The sequence below is a fragment of the Sphingorhabdus sp. 109 genome, assembly GCF_902506555.1.
Taxonomy (GTDB): Bacteria; Pseudomonadota; Alphaproteobacteria; order Sphingomonadales; family Sphingomonadaceae; genus Parasphingorhabdus.
On sequence record NZ_LR732707.1, the window covers coordinates 1648513 to 1665034 of the forward strand.

15 protein-coding genes are annotated in these 16522 nt (G+C 60.2%); 6 read left to right on the top strand and 9 right to left on the bottom strand.

Features of this window, described 5'->3' with window-relative positions:
• Window positions 1-127 precede the first annotated feature (127 nt).
• The 7 genes from BOSE62_RS07840 to hisG all read right to left on the bottom strand — a co-directional run bounded on the left by BOSE62_RS07840 (window position 128) and on the right by hisG (window position 7234).
• A complete protein-coding gene (locus tag BOSE62_RS07840) occupies window positions 128-2254 on the bottom strand; it encodes a sodium-translocating pyrophosphatase (protein ID WP_159643956.1) in 2127 nt (708 codons plus the stop codon).
• 156 nt (window positions 2255-2410) lie between these two features.
• Window positions 2411-3346, bottom strand: coding sequence for a thiamine-phosphate kinase (thiL, locus tag BOSE62_RS07845; RefSeq protein WP_159643958.1), 936 nt, complete (start codon window positions 3344-3346; stop codon window positions 2411-2413).
• Window positions 3343-4266 carry an alpha/beta hydrolase gene (locus tag BOSE62_RS07850; protein WP_159643960.1) on the bottom strand — a complete coding sequence of 308 codons (924 nt, stop codon included), beginning with the start codon at window positions 4264-4266 and terminating at the stop codon, window positions 3343-3345. The genes thiL and BOSE62_RS07850 overlap by 4 nt, the downstream gene beginning before the upstream one ends.
• A 31-nt stretch (window positions 4267-4297) precedes the next feature.
• Window positions 4298-4744, bottom strand: a complete 447-nt coding sequence (nusB, locus tag BOSE62_RS07855) for a transcription antitermination factor NusB (RefSeq protein WP_100094172.1) — start codon at window positions 4742-4744, stop codon at window positions 4298-4300.
• Complete coding sequence (locus BOSE62_RS07860) at window positions 4741-5265, bottom strand: DUF1993 domain-containing protein (RefSeq protein WP_159643962.1); 525 nt, start codon at window positions 5263-5265, stop codon at window positions 4741-4743. The genes nusB and BOSE62_RS07860 overlap by 4 nt, the downstream gene beginning before the upstream one ends.
• 23 nt (window positions 5266-5288) lie before the next feature.
• Window positions 5289-6584, bottom strand: coding sequence for a histidinol dehydrogenase (hisD, locus tag BOSE62_RS07865; protein WP_159643964.1), 1296 nt, complete (start codon window positions 6582-6584; stop codon window positions 5289-5291).
• The gene (gene hisG, locus BOSE62_RS07870; RefSeq protein WP_089131743.1) at window positions 6584-7234 is read right to left on the bottom strand and encodes an ATP phosphoribosyltransferase; all 651 of its coding nucleotides are present in this window, start codon (window positions 7232-7234) and stop codon (window positions 6584-6586) included. The genes hisD and hisG overlap by 1 nt, the downstream gene beginning before the upstream one ends.
• A 45-nt stretch (window positions 7235-7279) precedes the next feature.
• On the opposite strand from hisG, the gene BOSE62_RS07875 reads away from it, so the two are divergent.
• Window positions 7280-8335: a DUF2332 domain-containing protein gene (locus BOSE62_RS07875; protein ID WP_236553906.1), complete on the top strand. Its 1056-nt coding sequence runs from the start codon at window positions 7280-7282 to the stop codon at window positions 8333-8335.
• 86 nt (window positions 8336-8421) lie between these two features.
• Here the strand turns inward: BOSE62_RS07875 and BOSE62_RS07880 are convergent, their stop codons facing one another.
• Window positions 8422-9315 carry a pirin family protein gene (locus BOSE62_RS07880; protein ID WP_159643968.1) on the bottom strand — a complete coding sequence of 298 codons (894 nt, stop codon included), beginning with the start codon at window positions 9313-9315 and terminating at the stop codon, window positions 8422-8424.
• On the bottom strand, window positions 9316-9591 hold the full coding sequence (locus BOSE62_RS07885; protein WP_159643970.1) for a BolA family protein: 276 nt from the start codon (window positions 9589-9591) through the stop codon (window positions 9316-9318). It lies immediately after the preceding gene.
• A 115-nt stretch (window positions 9592-9706) separates the two neighbouring features.
• Between BOSE62_RS07885 and BOSE62_RS07890 the strand changes: the two genes are divergently transcribed.
• The 5 genes from BOSE62_RS07890 to BOSE62_RS07910 all read left to right on the top strand — a co-directional run bounded on the left by BOSE62_RS07890 (window position 9707) and on the right by BOSE62_RS07910 (window position 16352).
• The gene (locus BOSE62_RS07890; RefSeq protein WP_236553908.1) at window positions 9707-10315 is read left to right on the top strand and encodes a J domain-containing protein; all 609 of its coding nucleotides are present in this window, start codon (window positions 9707-9709) and stop codon (window positions 10313-10315) included.
• Window positions 10316-10369: 54 nt separating this feature from the next.
• On the top strand, window positions 10370-11359 hold the full coding sequence (cobS, locus tag BOSE62_RS07895) for a cobaltochelatase subunit CobS (RefSeq protein WP_159647949.1): 990 nt from the start codon (window positions 10370-10372) through the stop codon (window positions 11357-11359).
• A 294-nt stretch (window positions 11360-11653) separates the two neighbouring features.
• On the top strand, window positions 11654-13765 hold the full coding sequence (locus BOSE62_RS07900; protein ID WP_159647950.1) for a transglycosylase domain-containing protein: 2112 nt from the start codon (window positions 11654-11656) through the stop codon (window positions 13763-13765).
• A gap of 87 nt (window positions 13766-13852) precedes the next feature.
• Window positions 13853-15676: a cobaltochelatase subunit CobT gene (cobT, locus tag BOSE62_RS07905; RefSeq protein ID WP_159643972.1), complete on the top strand. Its 1824-nt coding sequence runs from the start codon at window positions 13853-13855 to the stop codon at window positions 15674-15676.
• Between the two features lie 4 nt (window positions 15677-15680).
• On the top strand, window positions 15681-16352 hold the full coding sequence (locus BOSE62_RS07910) for a nitroreductase (RefSeq protein ID WP_159643974.1): 672 nt from the start codon (window positions 15681-15683) through the stop codon (window positions 16350-16352).
• The last annotated feature ends 170 nt before the right edge of the window (window positions 16353-16522 follow it).

A 16522-nucleotide genomic window follows, 5' to 3' on the forward strand; every position in this document is an offset into this window, starting at 1 on the left:
CGGACTAGCGCAAAAGGGGTAAAATCTTATTAACGCTGACGGCAGCGCGATCGGCGCGCCGGCACGAACAAAAAACCCGCCGGAATCGCTTCCGGCGGGGTTCTGATTGGACCGGTTTATGCGGGTGCTAGTGCACGCCGCCCTGCGCCGCATAAAGCGCTGCGAGCAGCAGCAATGCGACGATATTGGTGATCTTGATCATCGGGTTGACGGCGGGTCCTGCGGTATCCTTATAGGGGTCCCCGACAGTATCGCCGGTCACCGCAGCCTTGTGGGCTTCCGAGCCCTTGCCGCCGTGATTGCCATCCTCGATATATTTCTTGGCATTGTCCCAGGCACCGCCACCCGCTGTCATCGACAGGGCAACAAACAGGCCGGAGACAATCACGCCGAGCAGCAACGCACCAAGAGCAGCAAAGCCATTGGCCTGACCGGCAACCGCGGTGATCACGAAATAGACCACGATCGGCGCGAGCACCGGCAGCAGCGACGGCAGGATCATTTCCTTGATCGCCGCCTTGGTCACCAGATCCACGGTCCGGGCATAGTTGGGGCGTGACGTGCCATCCATGATGCCCTTGTCAGCGGCGAATTGTGCGCGCACGTCCTTCACCACGTCACCCGCAGCGCGCCCTACAGCGGTCATGCCCATGGCTCCGAAGAGATAGGGCAAGAGCGCGCCGAGCAGCAGACCGACAATGACATAGGGATTTTCCAGACTGAAGCTGACTTCGAGGTTCGGAAAGAACTCTTTCAGGTCAGCGGTATAGGCGGAGAACAGCACCAGCGCTGCCAGACCGGCCGAGCCGATGGCATAGCCCTTGGTGACAGCCTTGGTGGTGTTGCCAACCGCATCCAGCGCGTCGGTTTTCTCCCGGACGCTGTCATCGAGACCCGACATTTCGGCAATGCCGCCCGCGTTATCGGTGACCGGACCATAAGCATCCAGCGCCACGACCATACCGGCAAGCGCCAGCATCGACGTTGCCGCAAAGGCGATGCCGATCAGGCCGGCGAGCTGGTAAGCGACGACGATACCAACGACGATGACCAGAGTCGGCAGAGCCGTTGCTTCCATTGAAATGGCAAGGCCCTGGATCACGTTCGTGCCGTGGCCGGTTTCCGACGATTTGGCGATCGACCGCACCGGACGATATTCCGTTCCGGTATAATATTCGGTGATCCAGATGATCAGACCGGTGACGGCCAGTCCCACCATCATCGACCAGAACAGCGCCATGCCGGTGAATCCGCCACTGCCATCGAGCGCGGTGCCGATCGGCGTGTCCATGTCGCCGAGCGTGCGCATGGTGACATAATAGATGGCCGGGATCGAAAGGATCGCCGTGGTCAGGAAGCCCTTGTACAACGCGCCCATGATGTTCGTGCCACTGCCGAGGCGCACCATATAGGTGCCGATGATCGACGTCAGGATGCAGACACCACCGACGATCAGCGGCAGGGACATCAGGTCATAGAGCATGGCGCTGCCGACAAGATCGCCGAACAGCAGGGCCAGCAGAACCATGGTCGCACCAACGGTCACGACATAGGTTTCGAACAGGTCAGCCGCCATACCGGCGCAGTCGCCGACATTGTCGCCGACATTGTCCGCGATGGTAGCCGGATTGCGCGGATCATCCTCGGGGATGCCCGCTTCGACCTTGCCGACCAGATCGGCGCCGACGTCGGCAGCCTTGGTAAAGATACCGCCGCCCAGACGCGCGAAGATCGAAATCAGCGAAGCGCCAAAGGCCAGCGCGACCAGCGCGTCGATGACCGTGCGGTCATTGGCCGCCATGCCCATCTGGGTGGTCAGCACGTAGAAGAAGATCGAGATGGCCAGCAAAGCGAGGCCCGCCACCAGCATACCGGTCACGGCACCGGCACGAAATGCGACGGTGAGGCCGGTTTGCAGGCTTTCGCTGGCACCCTGCGCCGTGCGGACATTGGCGCGAACCGAAATGTTCATGCCGATATAGCCCGCGACGCCGGAAAGAATGGCACCAAGCAGAAAGCCGACTGTAGAAATGGGGCCGAGGAAGAGGAAGACCAGAACCGCGACGACAATGCCGACGAGGCCGATTGCGCGATATTGGCGGTTCAGATAGGCTTGTGCGCCTTCCTGGATCGCGCCGGCAATGGATTGCATTTTCTCGTTGCCGGCCGGTGCATTGAGCACCTGACGGCTGGTGATAAAGCCGTATAATATGGCTATCAGGCCACATAAAATTGAAATGGTGACTACAGTCATTACTGAGCATCCCCCCCTATTTTTTTACGAGCACCCCATTGATCAGGGCGCTTTCGCGACAGGTATAGTGCGGGAAATGCGAAGGGTGCAAGCCCTGATTTACCGCGCCGGCGGGAACGCTTTTGAGCCTATTCAATTTGATAGAATTTGCCTGGATCAGGCGTGCACAAACCCCATAGCGTCGGGCAATTCCAGTCGTTCGCCGTGGCTGTGCAATGCGATACCGGACCCGGGTCGACAGATGCCCACGCACGTCAGCGGCACTGACAATACGGTTTCCGGGCTGGCGGTGAGCAACAGCTGGTAATCGTCGCCTCCGGTCGCTGCCTTCATCCGCGCATCCCGGTCAGTGCCCACCAAAGTCTGGAACGGTTTCGACAACGGCAGTTCCGCCAGATCGATTTCGATCTTCACGTCGCTGGCTGCCGCAATACGCGACGCATCGAGCAGCAGCCCGTCGGAGACATCCATCATGCTGCTGACCAGATTGGACAATATCCGTCCCTCTTCCAGCCGGGGTGTCGGCCGGGTGTGCGCCTTCAACAGTGTTGCGCTAATGTCTATATCATCGGCCTGCAACGCACCGGATGCAATTTGCAGCCCCGCCCAGGCATCGCCGATGGTTCCGGTAACATATACAGCATGACCAGGCCGGGCGTTGCTGCGGGAGGGCACTATATGCCCCTTCGCTTCGCCAATGGCTGTCAGGCCGAATGTCCGCGGCGCATTGTCGCCCATCGCCACGGTATCGCCACCCAGCAGCGGAACAGAAAAGCGGTCGATCGCCTGCTTCAGCCCTTCGACGAAGGCGGCGTCCCAGGCGTCACCGGCGGTCCGGCCATAGCCGAGCAGCAAGCCGAGCGGCTTTGCCCCCTTGGCTGCCAGATCGGAAAGATTCACCGCAACCAGCTTCCAGGCGACATCCGCGGGATCGGCATCGCGCAGAAAATGCATGCCTTCGACCATCATGTCGTGGGTCATCACCAGCTTGTGTCGGCCGAACGGCATCATGGCGACATCGTCGGCCAGCCCGCGGGCTGCTGGATGCGTGGTGATCGCCTTGAGCCGGTCGATAAATTCCAGTTCGTTCAAGAGAGTGCGTGCTCCAGTGCCATTCTGATGGAAGCGTTGGCGCGCTTGCTGACCGCTGCCTGTGGGGCAAATCCATTGAATCCGTGCGGCGCGCCTGGGTAGATAGCAAGCTCAACCGGAACGCCGGATGAACGAAGACGATTGGCATAGGCAATATCTTCGTCGAGAAACAGATCGAGATCGCCGCACATGATATAGGCGGGCGGCAGTCCGACGAGATCGGTAGCCCGCGCTGCCGCGGCATATGGGCTGGCACCGCCTTCCTCGGCATAGAGCGACCAGGCATGTAGCGAGGTTTCCCGCGTCCAGCTGTTCGGCGGGATGTCCATATGACCGGAGGGCGTGTCGTGCTGATCATCGAGCATCGGGTAGATCAGCAGCTGGAAAGCGATATCGGGACCGCCCCGGTCGCGGTTCATCAGCGCCGCGCTCGCCGCCAGCCCGCCCCCGGCACTCGGTCCACCAAGCACGATTTTGCGCGGATTGCGGTTTTTCGCAACCCGCTCGATCACCGCGCATACATCGCGGGCGGCAGCGGGCGCGCGATGCTCCGGCGCCATCCGGTAATCGACCGAGACTACCGGCGCGAGCGATGAAAAGCCCCGGGCCGACAAATCGTCGGCGCTGCCCATCACGTAACCACCGCCGTGCAGCCAGATGATGGTACAATCCGAGTAGAGCACATCCCGGGCGCGATATTCGATCACCGCAACATCGGGGTCGCCATCGAGTCCCGGCATATGATATTCGTCTTTCTGACCGTCATATTCCGGCAGGTCCGCGCTCATTTGGGCGAACATCGCATCCAGCGCGGCACGCGCCGCGGTCACATCGCTCTTCAATATATCGAACAGATAGGGTCCGTCGGCCGCAATGACGTCTCGAAAAGCCGGATCCAGGCGGTCTAGAAAGTCGGACATTATTCTCCCCCGTGTTGGCGGGGAAGATTGTTCAGCCCCGCACCTGCTTGGCGATGCTATCCAGAAGCCCGTTGACGAAACCGGCGTCCTTCTTGTTGAAGAAGGCATGGGCGACGTCCAGATATTCGTCAATTACCGTTGCGATCGGTACGTCTTCCTGTGCGACCAGTTCAAATGTGCCACAGCGCAGGATCTGGACCATCGTCTTGTCGAGCCGTCCCAGCGTCCAGCCGGCGGCCAGTTTCGAAGCAACCAGCTGGTCGATTTCTTCCATCCGCGAGGTCACGCCGATGACCAGATCGTCAAAGAAGTCGCGTTCGGCCGGATGATATTGGTCATCCTCGATTTCCTTGCCGAGCCGGTGGTCGTGAAATTCCTTGAGCAGCTTGGGTACCGGCGTCTTTTCCATCTGATGCTGGAACAGCGCCTGGACCGCAGCCAGCCGGGCAGCGGATCGGGAGGTGGATTTTGCGGTCATGTCCTTTTCATCCGCGGAACGCCGAGAAAATCGCCCTTGCCGATCGGGAATCCGCGCTGGCGGAGCAGGTCATAAGCGGTTGTCGCGTGAAAATAGAAATTCGGCTGAGCAAAGCTCAGCAGGAAATTTTCAGCGGTGAAGGGCATGACTCGATCCTTGAAGCGGAACTCCATATGCTGGCCAGCAAAGCCTTCCATCTCGGCTTCGCTAATCGCTTCGAGCCCGGCCTTTGCTTCATCAAGCTTTTCATAGAGGCCGGCCCAATCTTCGGGCGGCGGGGCCAGACTGGGTATAAACACGCCCTCCCTGACGCCTTCAATGGCGCCGAGCGAATGTTCGCGGCAGCATTTTACCTGATAGGAAAAGGGCAGCATATCCTCGATCAGTCGCGCGCCGATAATCTCTTCCGGTGCGGTGCCATTGTCTTCGCAATGGGCCTTGGCCTTGTCGACAAGCTTGCGAACCGCCGCGATGATCTGCAGCTGGGTCGGGATTATGGCGTCATATAGGGAAATGGTCATGGACTTTTCTCTCTCTTTGGATGTCAGATCCGGTCGAGCCGTTTTTGCACGCTGGCAGCATGGGCTGGCAGGCCCTCCGTTTCAGCCAGCGCGACCGCGGCCGGGCCGATATTGTGCAGGGCCTGCTCGTCGCAGTGGATGAAGCTGGTACGCTTCATGAAATCCGTCACCGACAGACCGGACGAGAAACGCGCCCGTCGCCCGGTCGGCAATACATGATTGGGGCCGGCGACATAATCACCGACGGCTTCGGGCGTATGCCGGCCGAGGAACACCGATCCGGCGTGGCGGATCTTGCGGAATAGCGCATCGGGATCATCGACCGCCAGTTCCAGATGTTCGGCTGCCAGCCGGTCGACCAGCGGCACCGCCTGATCCAGCCGGTCGACGATTATGATCGCGCCATTGTCGTTCCAGCTGGTAGTGGCGGTTTCGGACGTTGCGAGGACACCGAGCTGTTCACCCACTTTAACAGAAACTTGTTCAGCAAATTTAGCATCATCTGTGAACAGGATGGACTGGCTGGTCGGATCATGTTCCGCCTGGCTGAGCAGATCGGCGGCGATCCAGTCCGGATCATTCTTGCCATCGGCCACCACAACGATTTCCGAAGGGCCGGCAACCATATCGATACCGACAACACCGAACACCTGCCGCTTGGCTTCGGCCACCCAGGCATTGCCGGGACCGGTAATGACGTCGACCGGTTTGATCTTTTCCGTGCCATAAGCGAGCGCGGCCACCGCCTGTGCGCCGCCGATCCGCCAGATCTCGTCCACCCCTGCCAGTTCGGCCGCAGCCAGCACCAGCGGATTGATATAGCCGCCGGGCGCCGGGGTCACCATGATGATATGCTCGACACCGGCGACCTTGGCCGGAATCGCGTTCATCAGCACCGAAGACGGATAGGCCGCGCGGCCACCGGGAATATAGATGCCCGCCCGCTCGACCGCGCCCCAGCGCGCACCGATGCGCACGCCAGCATCGTCCATATAGTCCCTGTTATCAGGGAGTTGCCCGTCATGATAATCACGAATTCTCAAGGCCGCCAGCTCCAGCGCAACCCGCAAGGATGCTTCCAATCCTTCCAGTGCCGCTTCGGATTCCGCCTTGTCGACGCGCCAGCCGGTCTGCTCCAGATCATGCTGGTCAAACTTGCCGGTCAGCCGCGCAACAGCTTCATCGCCGTGATCTCGAACATCCTGAATGATCGCCCGAACATCCGCCGAAACATCCGCATCCGCTTCGCGCCGGGCATTGACCAGCGCGTCAAAGGCGGCATCGAAATCCGGATCAGAAATGGAGAGTCGAAGAACCATCAGACCTGCCCCGCCAGCTCGCGGAATTTCTGTACCAGCGGGGTCAGCTCGGCGCTGCGCATCTTGTAAGCCGCACGATTGACCACCAGCCGTCCGGAGATGTCCAATATCCGGTCGGTCTCGACCAGAGCATTGGCTTTCAGCGTGCTGCCGGATTCGACCAGATCGACGATATGCCGCGACAGGCCGAGCGAGGGTGCCAGTTCCATTGCGCCATTAAGTTTCACGCATTCGGCCTGAATGCCCTTGCTCTCGAAATAGCGGCTGGTGAGATTGGGATATTTGGTCGCGACCCGCAAATGCGAGATATTCCCGACCTCCTCGGCATCGTCCTTTGGTTGCGCCACCGACAGACGACAGCGACCGATTCCGAGATCGACCGGCGCGTATAATTCGCTATAGCCGAATTCCTCGATCACGTCGGACCCGACGATGCCGATCTGCGCCGCGCCATGGGCGACAAAGGTCGCCACATCAAACGCCCGTACCCGGATGATCGACATATGCGGCAGATTCGTCGCGAATTGCAGACTGCGGTTGGACTTGTCAAAAAAGGCGTCTTCTGGCACGATCCCCGCCTGCTCCAGGAGCGGCAAGGCATCGTCGAGAATCCTCCCTTTCGGAATCGCAAAGATTAGTGGTTTGGCCATGATGGCCGCGGCTTTACGGCTTCGCAGATGAAAGGGCAACGAGTTATGGATATTTTGGACGTCGAAGATATCGCGCAGGGAATGCGCGGCCAGGCGGAACATTGCCGGCGCAACGATGCCCCGGTAACAGCCTCGATCATCATCGCCCAGTTGGCTCTGATCAACGGCCCGACAGCCTGCGGGCAAAAGATCGCGCAGTGGCCGGGAAAACCGCTGGAAGACGCGATGCCGCTGCGCCTCACCGGCGGCCTGCATCATCTCTATCTCAGCGGCAAGGAACCCCGGCTGGCGGATATTTACGAGGGAAGGATCACCAATCAGGATACGATTGATCATCTGGTGGGACAGGTTGTCGCCGACCATGATGCCGATCTCCTGCCCTGGTTCGACAGCCCGCCGCAGACCAACGAATCCGGACGGTCAGCGAGTTTCATGGCGGGCCTGCTCTGGCTGTCCGGGCGTATCGGTCCGCGATTCGAACTGCTCGAACTGGGCGCCAGCGCCGGGGTGAATACGATGATGGGCCGCTATCATTATGATCTGAACGGCGTTCAGGCGGGGCCGGAGGATTCGCCGATGCGGATCAGGCCCGAGTGGCGGGGACCGCCTCCCCCGCAGGCCCCGGTCGAGATTGACAGCGCCCGCGGCTGCGACCAGAATCCGATCGATCTCACCGACGACGAAACCGCCGCCCGGCTCAAGGGCTATATCTGGCCCGAAATGCCCGCCCGCTTCGAACGGATGGAAGCCTCGATCGCGCTGGCCAAGCAGGATCCACCCGATATCGCCAAAGCCGATGGCGCCGACTGGGTCGAAGAACAGCTAACCCTGCCCCAAGAAGCCGGCGTCACGCGGGTGCTGATGCATTCGATTGTTTGGCAATATCTGCCGCAGGCGTCCAAGGACCGGATTACAGCGGCGATGGAGATGGCCGGCAAAGCGGCGACCCCGGACAGGCCCATTGCCTGGATGTCGCTGGAAACCAACCGCAAGACCTTCAGCCACGAGCTGATCATCCGCCATTGGCCGGGCGGCGAACAACCGGCACTGCTAGGGCGGGCTCACGCCCATGGCGCGTGGGTGGAATGGTTTGAGGAATAGAGACTATGTGCTCCGCACTTGATGCGGAGCTCTGGCGTCGTCAGCGCATGCCTCCCGGGGCTCCGCATCAAGTGCGGAGCACAGCCCTAATCCGTAATCGTCTTTGGCTTGCCATCCGGCAGCGGAATATATTCATCGGGATCGCCCGGAACCTCGGGAAATCGGCCTTCAATCCAGTCGGCCTTGGCCTGCTCGATCCGCTCCTTGCTCGACGAAACAAAATTCCACCAGACATGGCGTTCGGTGGCAAAAGCCTCGCCACCGAGCAACATCGCACGGCCGCCCGACAGAGATGAAAGCGAGACCTTCGCCCTCGGCGCGATTACATAGAGCATATATTTTTCCAGCGGCACGCCATCCAGCGCACCATCACCGTCGACCAGCATCACCGCCCGTTCGTCGGCCTCCGCATCAATCGGGATCGCGCCTCCGGCGCAGAGCAGGATATCGGCATACATTGTCTCGGCATGACAGGTGGTCGGCGCCGTCTGCCCCCAGAGGCTCCCCATGATGATCCGGGCTTTTGCGCCACTATCATCGACCAGCGGCAAATCATTCACTCCGACATTCTCGAACGCCGGATCGATCTCTTCCTTGCCATCGGGGAGTGCCAACCAGGTTTGCATCCCGAACATCGGTTTCTTCTCGTCCTGCGTTTCCACCGGCGAGCGTTCCGAATGGACAATCCCCCTGCCCGCGGTCATCAGATTGACTTCGCCCGGCCGGATTGTCTGGTGCGTGCCCAGACTGTCGCGATGATCGATTGCGCCTTCGAACAAATAGGTTACCGTTGCCAGATTGATATGCGGATGCGGACGGACGCCCATGCCCGGCCCTTCCGGCAATACCGCCGGACCAAATTCATCGACAAAGATAAACGGCCCCACCATCCGCCGATGCCGAGATGGCAGAACCCGGCGGACCTGAAACTCGCCGAGATCATGCGTGGTGGGGGTGATGGTCTGCAGGATGCCGAACATTTACTCCCCCGGTGCCCTCGCCTTGATCACCATCGCGTGAACCTTGTCGCGCATCAGGTCGCCCAGCGCCTTGTTCACCATCCGCTGGCGATTAAGCCGGGACTGGCCTTCAAACGCCGCGCATTGGATTTCGACGGTAAAATGCGATTCCCCGCTGCCATCGTCGCCGGCATGGCCATGATGGCTGGCGCTGTCGTTGGTCACGACGAGCGATATCGGCGCGAGTTCGGCGGTGAGCCTTTTTTCTATCTCGCTGTGGACTGGACCTTTGGGCATCGAATCTCCATATTGCTTTTTCACTCACCATATTAGCCGTTTGCACCGCCCTTGTCGAAGCGCGTTTGCGGCTTTCAGACCGTCCGGCGAACCGCGCGGGACCAACGGAGCAATATTGACTGTTTCCCCCAAGAGAAAAGCCAACCGCTTCCACGGACGCGTGGAAACCGAAGGCCAGCCCTGCGCGATTGACGGCTGCGCGGAATCCGGCGAATTTCGCGCGCCGCCCATCTATGGCCGTGGCCGCAGTCACGATGGCCCCGGCGAATATCGCTGGCTCTGCCTCGACCATGTCCGCGAGTTCAATCAGGGCTATGACTATTTCGCCGGCATGGATTCCGAGGAGATTTTCGAAGCCCAGCATCCGGTCAGAGGATGGGATTCATCGCGCCGAATCTATGACGGCGGCGCCGGCGCGCAACCGGCCTGGGCCGATTTCACCGATCCGCTGGATGCGATCGGCGCGCGCTTTGCCAGCCTCAAGACAGCCGCTAATAGACATGGACGTTCGATATCGAAAGCAGACCAGAATGCGCTCAGGACGCTAGGGCTTGGCGACAGTGACGCAAAATCCATTGTCCGCAGTGATATCCGCAGCGCCTATTCCGCGCTGGTGCGCAAATATCATCCCGATCGCAACGGTGGCGACCGCAGCCACGAGAAACAGTTGGCAAAAGTGATCGAGGCCTATACGCAGCTTAAGGAATCACCGGATTTTAGATAGTGGCTCGCCCTTTTCCCATTTCCTAGGGCGGCAAAGATTTTTCGAAGGACTATGATGACCGACATACCCGATATCACCCCAGACGCCAGCGACGAAACCATATTGGCCGCGCCCGACATCACCGTCGATGCCCGCGAAGTGTTCGGTGTGGACGTGGATATGCAGGTTCCGGCGTTCAGTCTGAAGGACGAACGGGTTCCCGATCTCGATCCGTCCTATGTGTTTGATCCGGAAACCACGATCGCGATCCTTGCCGGCTTCGCCTTCAATCGCCGGGTGATGGTGCAGGGCTATCACGGCACCGGAAAATCGACCCATATCGAACAGGTCGCCGCACGGCTCAACTGGCCCTGCATCCGGATCAACCTCGACGCGCATATCAGCCGTATCGATCTGGTCGGTCGCGACGCGATTGTCCTGAAGGACGGCCAGCAGGTTACCGAATTCCGCGAAGGTCTTTTGCCCTGGGCGTTGCAGACGCCGACCGCCCTGGTGTTTGACGAATATGACGCCGGTCGCCCGGATGTGATGTTCGTAATCCAGCGCATTCTGGAAGCGGAAGGCAAGCTGACCCTGCTCGACCAGAACAGGGTGATCCGGCCCGACCCCTATTTCCGCCTGTTCGCCACCGCCAACACGGTCGGCCTCGGCGACACCAGCGGGCTGTATCATGGCACGCAGCAGATCAACCAGGGCCAGATGGACCGCTGGAATATCGTGGTGACGCTGAACTATCTGCCGGCCGAAACCGAATCCAAAGTGATCCTGTCGAAAGTGCCCGAAGCCGGTGACGAGACGGTGGAAAATATGATCAAGGTTGCGGATCTGACCCGTCAGGGATTCATCAACGGCGATATTTCCACCGTGATGAGCCCGCGAACGGTGATCAGCTGGGCACAAAATGCCGCGATTTTCAAAAATGTCGGCTTCGCCTTCCGCCTCTCCTTCCTCAACAAATGCGACGAAGCGGAGCGGATGCTGGTAGCGGAATATTATCAGCGGGTATTTGGTGAGGATCTGCCGGAAAGCGTGATGGGCGGTTAGGCTGTCGACGCCGGCTTTACGGGTTCGATAAACGAGCTATATTCACGGGCGAGGAAGCCCATGAACCGAGCTGAAAATTCGAATATCAAATGGGAGTAGTTCGTAAGGCCATGCGAGAGGACCGCAGGATTCTAGCGGCCTTGGCGGAATTTGACAAGACCGGAAAATACCCCGATCGGGTCGAAACCGAACTGAAACAGCAAAAGTCAAAAGAATGATGTTCATCGGCGGGCAATCGCCGTTCGACTATTTCCGCTCGCATATGGCGTATTATTTTTGCAATACAGTAAATTGATGCACGATCTTACCTCTTCTGATCCCGGACGCAAGCGCTGGTACTGGCCGTTTGTCCGGCGAAAGACCGCTGAATCCACTTACTACGAGCCCTATGGCGATGCCATCCCGCCACGCATTGAGGAACCGGTTGCGCCGCTCAAGAAGCCGCGCGGCAAATGGTGGTGGTTCAGCCGCGCGGTAGCGGCCGGGCTTTTGCTGTTCATCCTGCTCATTGCCTATCTCGCCATCACCGCGCCCCTGTCCAAATCGCTGCAACCGATTGCCCCGCCGCAAATCACGCTGCTGACATCGGACGGGCAGCCGTTCGCTCGCAACGGCGCGGTGGTCGATGATCCGGTCGAGGTGGCGAAACTGCCCGACCATGTGCGCGAAGCCTTCATGGCGATCGAGGACCGGCGTTTCTATTCGCACTGGGGCGTCGATCCGCGCGGCCTGGCACGGGCGCTGTGGAGCAATATCTCGGGCAGCGGCATGACCCAGGGCGGCAGCACGATCACCCAGCAGCTCGCCAAGACGACCTTCCTGACACCGGAACGCAGCCTCACCCGCAAGGCGCGGGAAATGCTGATCGCCTTCTGGCTGGAGGCCTGGCTGACCAAGGACGAGATACTCGAGCGTTACCTGTCCAATGTCTATTTCGGTGACAATGTCTACGGCTTGCGCGCCGCTTCGCTGCATTATTATTATCGCCAGCCGGAAAATCTCAAGCTGGAGCAGGCGATCATGCTTGCCGGTCTGGTGCAGGCCCCGTCGCGCCTCGCCCCGACGCGCAATCCCGATCTGGCCGCCAAGCGGGCCAATCTGGTCAAGTCCGCAATGGTCAGCGCCGGCTATCTGAGCCAGCAGCAAGCCGATGGACTGGGCATCGCGAGACTGGACGTCCGGGCGAAAAACATCCTGCCCACGGGGACCTATTTTGCCGACTGGGCGATGCCGCAGGCCCGCGCTCTGACCGATCTGAGCTATGAACGCCTTGCCCTGACCACGACGCTGGATGCCAGAATGCAGGAAATCGCCCGCCGGACGATTGCTCGCGCGCCGCTCGGCCAGGCGCAGGTCGCGCTGGTCGCGATGCGGCCCGACGGCGAAGTCGTGGCGATGATCGGCGGCAAGGATTATGCAAAATCCGCCTTCAACCGCGTTACCCAGGCGCAGCGGCAACCGGGTTCCACCTTCAAGCTGTTCGTCTGGCTGGCGGCCCTGCGCTCCGGCATGAGTCCGGATGCTATGGTCGACGACAGCCCGATTACGAAGGGTGGCTATCTGCCGAAAAATGCCGGCGAGAAATATCGCGGAGAAATAAGTCTGCAGGAAGCCTTTGCCCGTTCGAGCAATGTCGCGGCCGTACGGCTTTTTGGCCAGATCGGCGACAAGGCGGTCATTCGGGAGGCCCGCAATCTCGGCGTCAAGTCCCCGCTGGCCGAGGATGATCCCAGCCTGGCGCTCGGCACATCGACGATGAATCTGATGGAGTTGACCGCGGCTTATGCCGGCGTTGCCGGCAATCGCTGGCCGGTCGTTCCCTATGCCTTCAAGAAGGAAGAGCAGAGCTGGACCGAGTGGCTGTTCGACTGGCCCGGCCGCTATAACGCCAGGACCCATGCCGATATGGAAAAATTGCTGCGGGCGGCGGTCAATAATGGCACCGGACGGCGGGCAATGCTGACCATCCCCAATTATGGCAAGACCGGCACTAGCCAGAATAATCGCGACGCACTGTTCGTCGGCTATGCCGGCGAAGGCGAGGACCGGCTGGTGGTGGGCGTGTGGATCGGCAATGATGACAATTCACCGCTGAAAGGGATCAGCGGCGGTAGCCTGCCGGCGCGCATCTGGAAGGATTTCATGCAGCAGGCCCTGCAGTCCAAAAAACCCGCCGGCAGCACCAAACCGCAGGACAAGCCGGATCCCGAAGGGCCGGTCACGCCGCTCGACCTGCCGGAGATCCCGGAAATTCCTGTAGAAATCGGCGATGCGGAGGTCCGGATAAACGGCGACAGCGGCGTCCGCGTGGGCACGGAAATAGGCGGTGTGCCGGTGGATTTGCGGATTGACGGCGAGGGTGTGGCGATCGAACGGCGCCAGGCGGAAACCCCGCCGGGACAGTAAACCCGCGCGGGGGATCCCGCCTAACAAAAAAGCAGGAAATTAGGCCTTTGATTCCCCTCGCCTTTCCGCCTAAAGCTGTTCGCTTCTATGGCTGACCGTTCCAAACTTGATGATCTCAAAGACGTGCTGGGCGGTGCTGCGCGCGCAATCGCCCGCGAGCCCGATCTGGAGCTGGCCTATACCGCCGAAGCGCCTTCGCAGGCCGGCCATCATCTCAAGGTGCCAATGCCCGCGCGCGATCTGCCACCGGCGCAAGTCGCGGAAGCGCGGGGCTTTGCCGACAGTTTCTCGCTGAAATTACGGCATCATGACGAAGCGACCCATCGCAGGAATGCGCCGCAGGAAGCCTTGGCGCGCGCCTGTTTTGACGCGCTCGAACAGGTCCGCACCGACGCGCTGGGCTCCCGCAACATGTCGGGTGCCAAGGACAATCTGAATGCGGCGCTGGAAATGCGCATGCGCTCCGACCCGATCGCGCGGGCACAGAATCGCGACGAGGTTCCGATTTCCACGGCCCTCGCCCTGCTGGCGCGGGAGAAGCTGACCGGACAGGCGCCACCGCAAGGCACCCTCAAAGGCCTCGACATGCTGCGCGAGTGGATCGAGGAAAGCGCCGGTGCCGATCTCGACGGCCTCAACCTGACGCTCGACGACCAGAGCAGTTTCGCAAAATTGTCGACACAGTTGCTACAGCATCTCGACCTGATCAAGAGCGACGAGCAATCCGAAGCCGACGACAACGACGACGAGGATAGTGACGAAGACAGCGACGACAGCCAGGATGACGGTGCCGACGAGGAAGCCACCGGCGATCAGGGCGAGTCCGAAATGCGCTCCGAACCATCGGACGACGACAGCCAGGATGGCGAAAGCGATCAGAATGCCGAGGAACTGGAAGAAGGCGCCGAAGAGGAAATGGGAGACGCCGGCGACGATGGCATGATGCCGGTCCGTCCCAACCGGGCGATGTCCGACCTGCCTCCTGGATTCAACTATGCGCCGTGGACCGAAAAATATGACGAAGTGGTCAGCGCCACCGAGCTTTGCGACGAAGAGGAACTGACTCGGCTGCGCGCCTTCCTCGACCAGCAGCTGACCAATTTGCAGGGCGCGGTGACGAAACTCGCCAACCGCCTGCAACGCCGCCTGATGGCACAACAGAACCGCAGCTGGGATTTTGATCAGGAAGAGGGCATGCTCGACGCTGCCCGCCTCGCTCGCGTGGTCAGCAATCCCTCGCACAGCCTGTCCTACAAGATCGAGCGCGAGACCGATTTCCGCGACACGGTGGTGACCCTGCTGATCGACAACAGCGGTTCGATGCGCGGCCGGCCGATTTCTATTGCTGCCATCTCTGCCGATATCATGGCGCGCACTCTGGAGCGTTGCGGCGTCAAGACCGAAATCCTTGGCTTCACCACCCGCGCCTGGAAAGGCGGCCAGACCCGCGAGGACTGGCTGGCTGCGAATCGCCCGGCCAACCCCGGACGGCTCAACGACCTGCGCCATATCGTCTACAAGAAAGCCGACGAACCCTGGCGCCATGCCAAGAAAAATCTCGGGCTGATGATGCGCGAAGGGCTGCTCAAGGAAAATATCGACGGCGAGGCCCTGCTCTGGGCGCACAGTCGGCTGATCGCTCGCCCCGAAGAACGCCGTATATTGATGGTGATCTCCGATGGCGCGCCGGTCGACGACAGCACATTGTCGGTCAACCATGGCGCCTATCTGGAAAATCACCTCCGCAAGGTGATCGAATGGATCGAAAGCCGCTCGCCGGTGCAGCTGGTCGCCATCGGCATCGGCCATGACGTGACCCGCTATTACAAGAAAGCCGTGACGATCATGGATGCCGAGCAACTGGGCGGAACCATGGTCGAGCAGCTGGCCGGTCTCTTTGACGAGGATTGATTGAATGAACGTAACCGAAGCCGTCACCTCCCGCCGGTCCGTCCGCCAGTTTCTCGACAAGCCGGTTGACCAGTCGACGCTCGAACGCGTTCTTGAAACCGCCCAGCGCGCTCCTTCCGGCGGCAATACCCAGCCGTGGAGCGCGGTTGTCGTTGGCGGCGATGCGCTCAAGGACATTACCGCCAAGATCAAGGCAAAGGCCGCGGCCGCGCCGATGGGCGAAGGCATGGAATATGACATTTACCCCAAGGATCTAGACGGCCGCTACGAAGAACAGCGCCGCGCGGTCGGCAAGGGGATGTTCGATGCGGTCGGTCTGGAACGGGGCGACACCGCCGGACGGGTCGCACAGATGGCAAAAAACTGGGACAGTTTCGGCGCACCGGTGCAATTGTTCACCTATACCAGAAAATATATGGGCCCACCGCAATGGTCGGACATGGGCATGTGGCTGCAGACCGTCATGCTGTTGCTGCGCGAGCAGGGACTCGACAGTTGCCCGCAGGAAATCTGGGCGATGTACGGTACCTATATGCGCGAATTGCTCGGCATCGATGACGAGCACATCTTCTTTTGCGGCATGGCGATCGGCTATCGCGATCCCGATGCACCGATCAACACGTTCGATGTGCCCCGGATCCCGATCGGCGACGCCATAGAGTTTCGCGGCTTTTAACCAGTCTCGACGGCGGTTTTCCGCGATTGCCACGGGTAAAATAACCCTGCTTTGTGACGATGGTCACTTAATTTCGCCACGATGTCGATATTCTCCAATCCAAGACTCGGATTTTGAAGCTAACTAGTGTAGTTATAACAATATTCTGGGTCGCGATTTATATTGTCAAA

Excerpts from the sequence above, each read along its gene's own strand:
- BOSE62_RS07880 (WP_159643968.1), bottom strand. The coding sequence starts at position 9,315 with ATGTTCGGCATCCTGCAGACCATCACCCCCACCACGCATGATCTCGGC.
- hisG (WP_089131743.1), bottom strand. The coding sequence starts at position 7,234 with ATGGCCAAACCACTAATCTTTGCGATTCCGAAAGGGAGGATTCTCGAC.
- hisD (WP_159643964.1), bottom strand. The coding sequence starts at position 6,584 with ATGGTTCTTCGACTCTCCATTTCTGATCCGGATTTCGATGCCGCCTTT.
- BOSE62_RS07840 (WP_159643956.1), bottom strand. The coding sequence starts at position 2,254 with ATGACTGTAGTCACCATTTCAATTTTATGTGGCCTGATAGCCATATTA.
- cobS (WP_159647949.1), top strand. The coding sequence starts at position 10,370 with ATGACCGACATACCCGATATCACCCCAGACGCCAGCGACGAAACCATA.
- BOSE62_RS07885 (WP_159643970.1), bottom strand. The coding sequence starts at position 9,591 with ATGCCCAAAGGTCCAGTCCACAGCGAGATAGAAAAAAGGCTCACCGCC.
- BOSE62_RS07860 (WP_159643962.1), bottom strand. The coding sequence starts at position 5,265 with ATGACCATTTCCCTATATGACGCCATAATCCCGACCCAGCTGCAGATC.
- BOSE62_RS07900 (WP_159647950.1), top strand. The coding sequence starts at position 11,654 with ATGCACGATCTTACCTCTTCTGATCCCGGACGCAAGCGCTGGTACTGG.
- nusB (WP_100094172.1), bottom strand. The coding sequence starts at position 4,744 with ATGACCGCAAAATCCACCTCCCGATCCGCTGCCCGGCTGGCTGCGGTC.
- BOSE62_RS07875 (WP_236553906.1), top strand. The coding sequence starts at position 7,280 with ATGGATATTTTGGACGTCGAAGATATCGCGCAGGGAATGCGCGGCCAG.
- BOSE62_RS07850 (WP_159643960.1), bottom strand. The coding sequence starts at position 4,266 with ATGTCCGACTTTCTAGACCGCCTGGATCCGGCTTTTCGAGACGTCATT.
- BOSE62_RS07910 (WP_159643974.1), top strand. The coding sequence starts at position 15,681 with ATGAACGTAACCGAAGCCGTCACCTCCCGCCGGTCCGTCCGCCAGTTT.
- cobT (WP_159643972.1), top strand. The coding sequence starts at position 13,853 with ATGGCTGACCGTTCCAAACTTGATGATCTCAAAGACGTGCTGGGCGGT.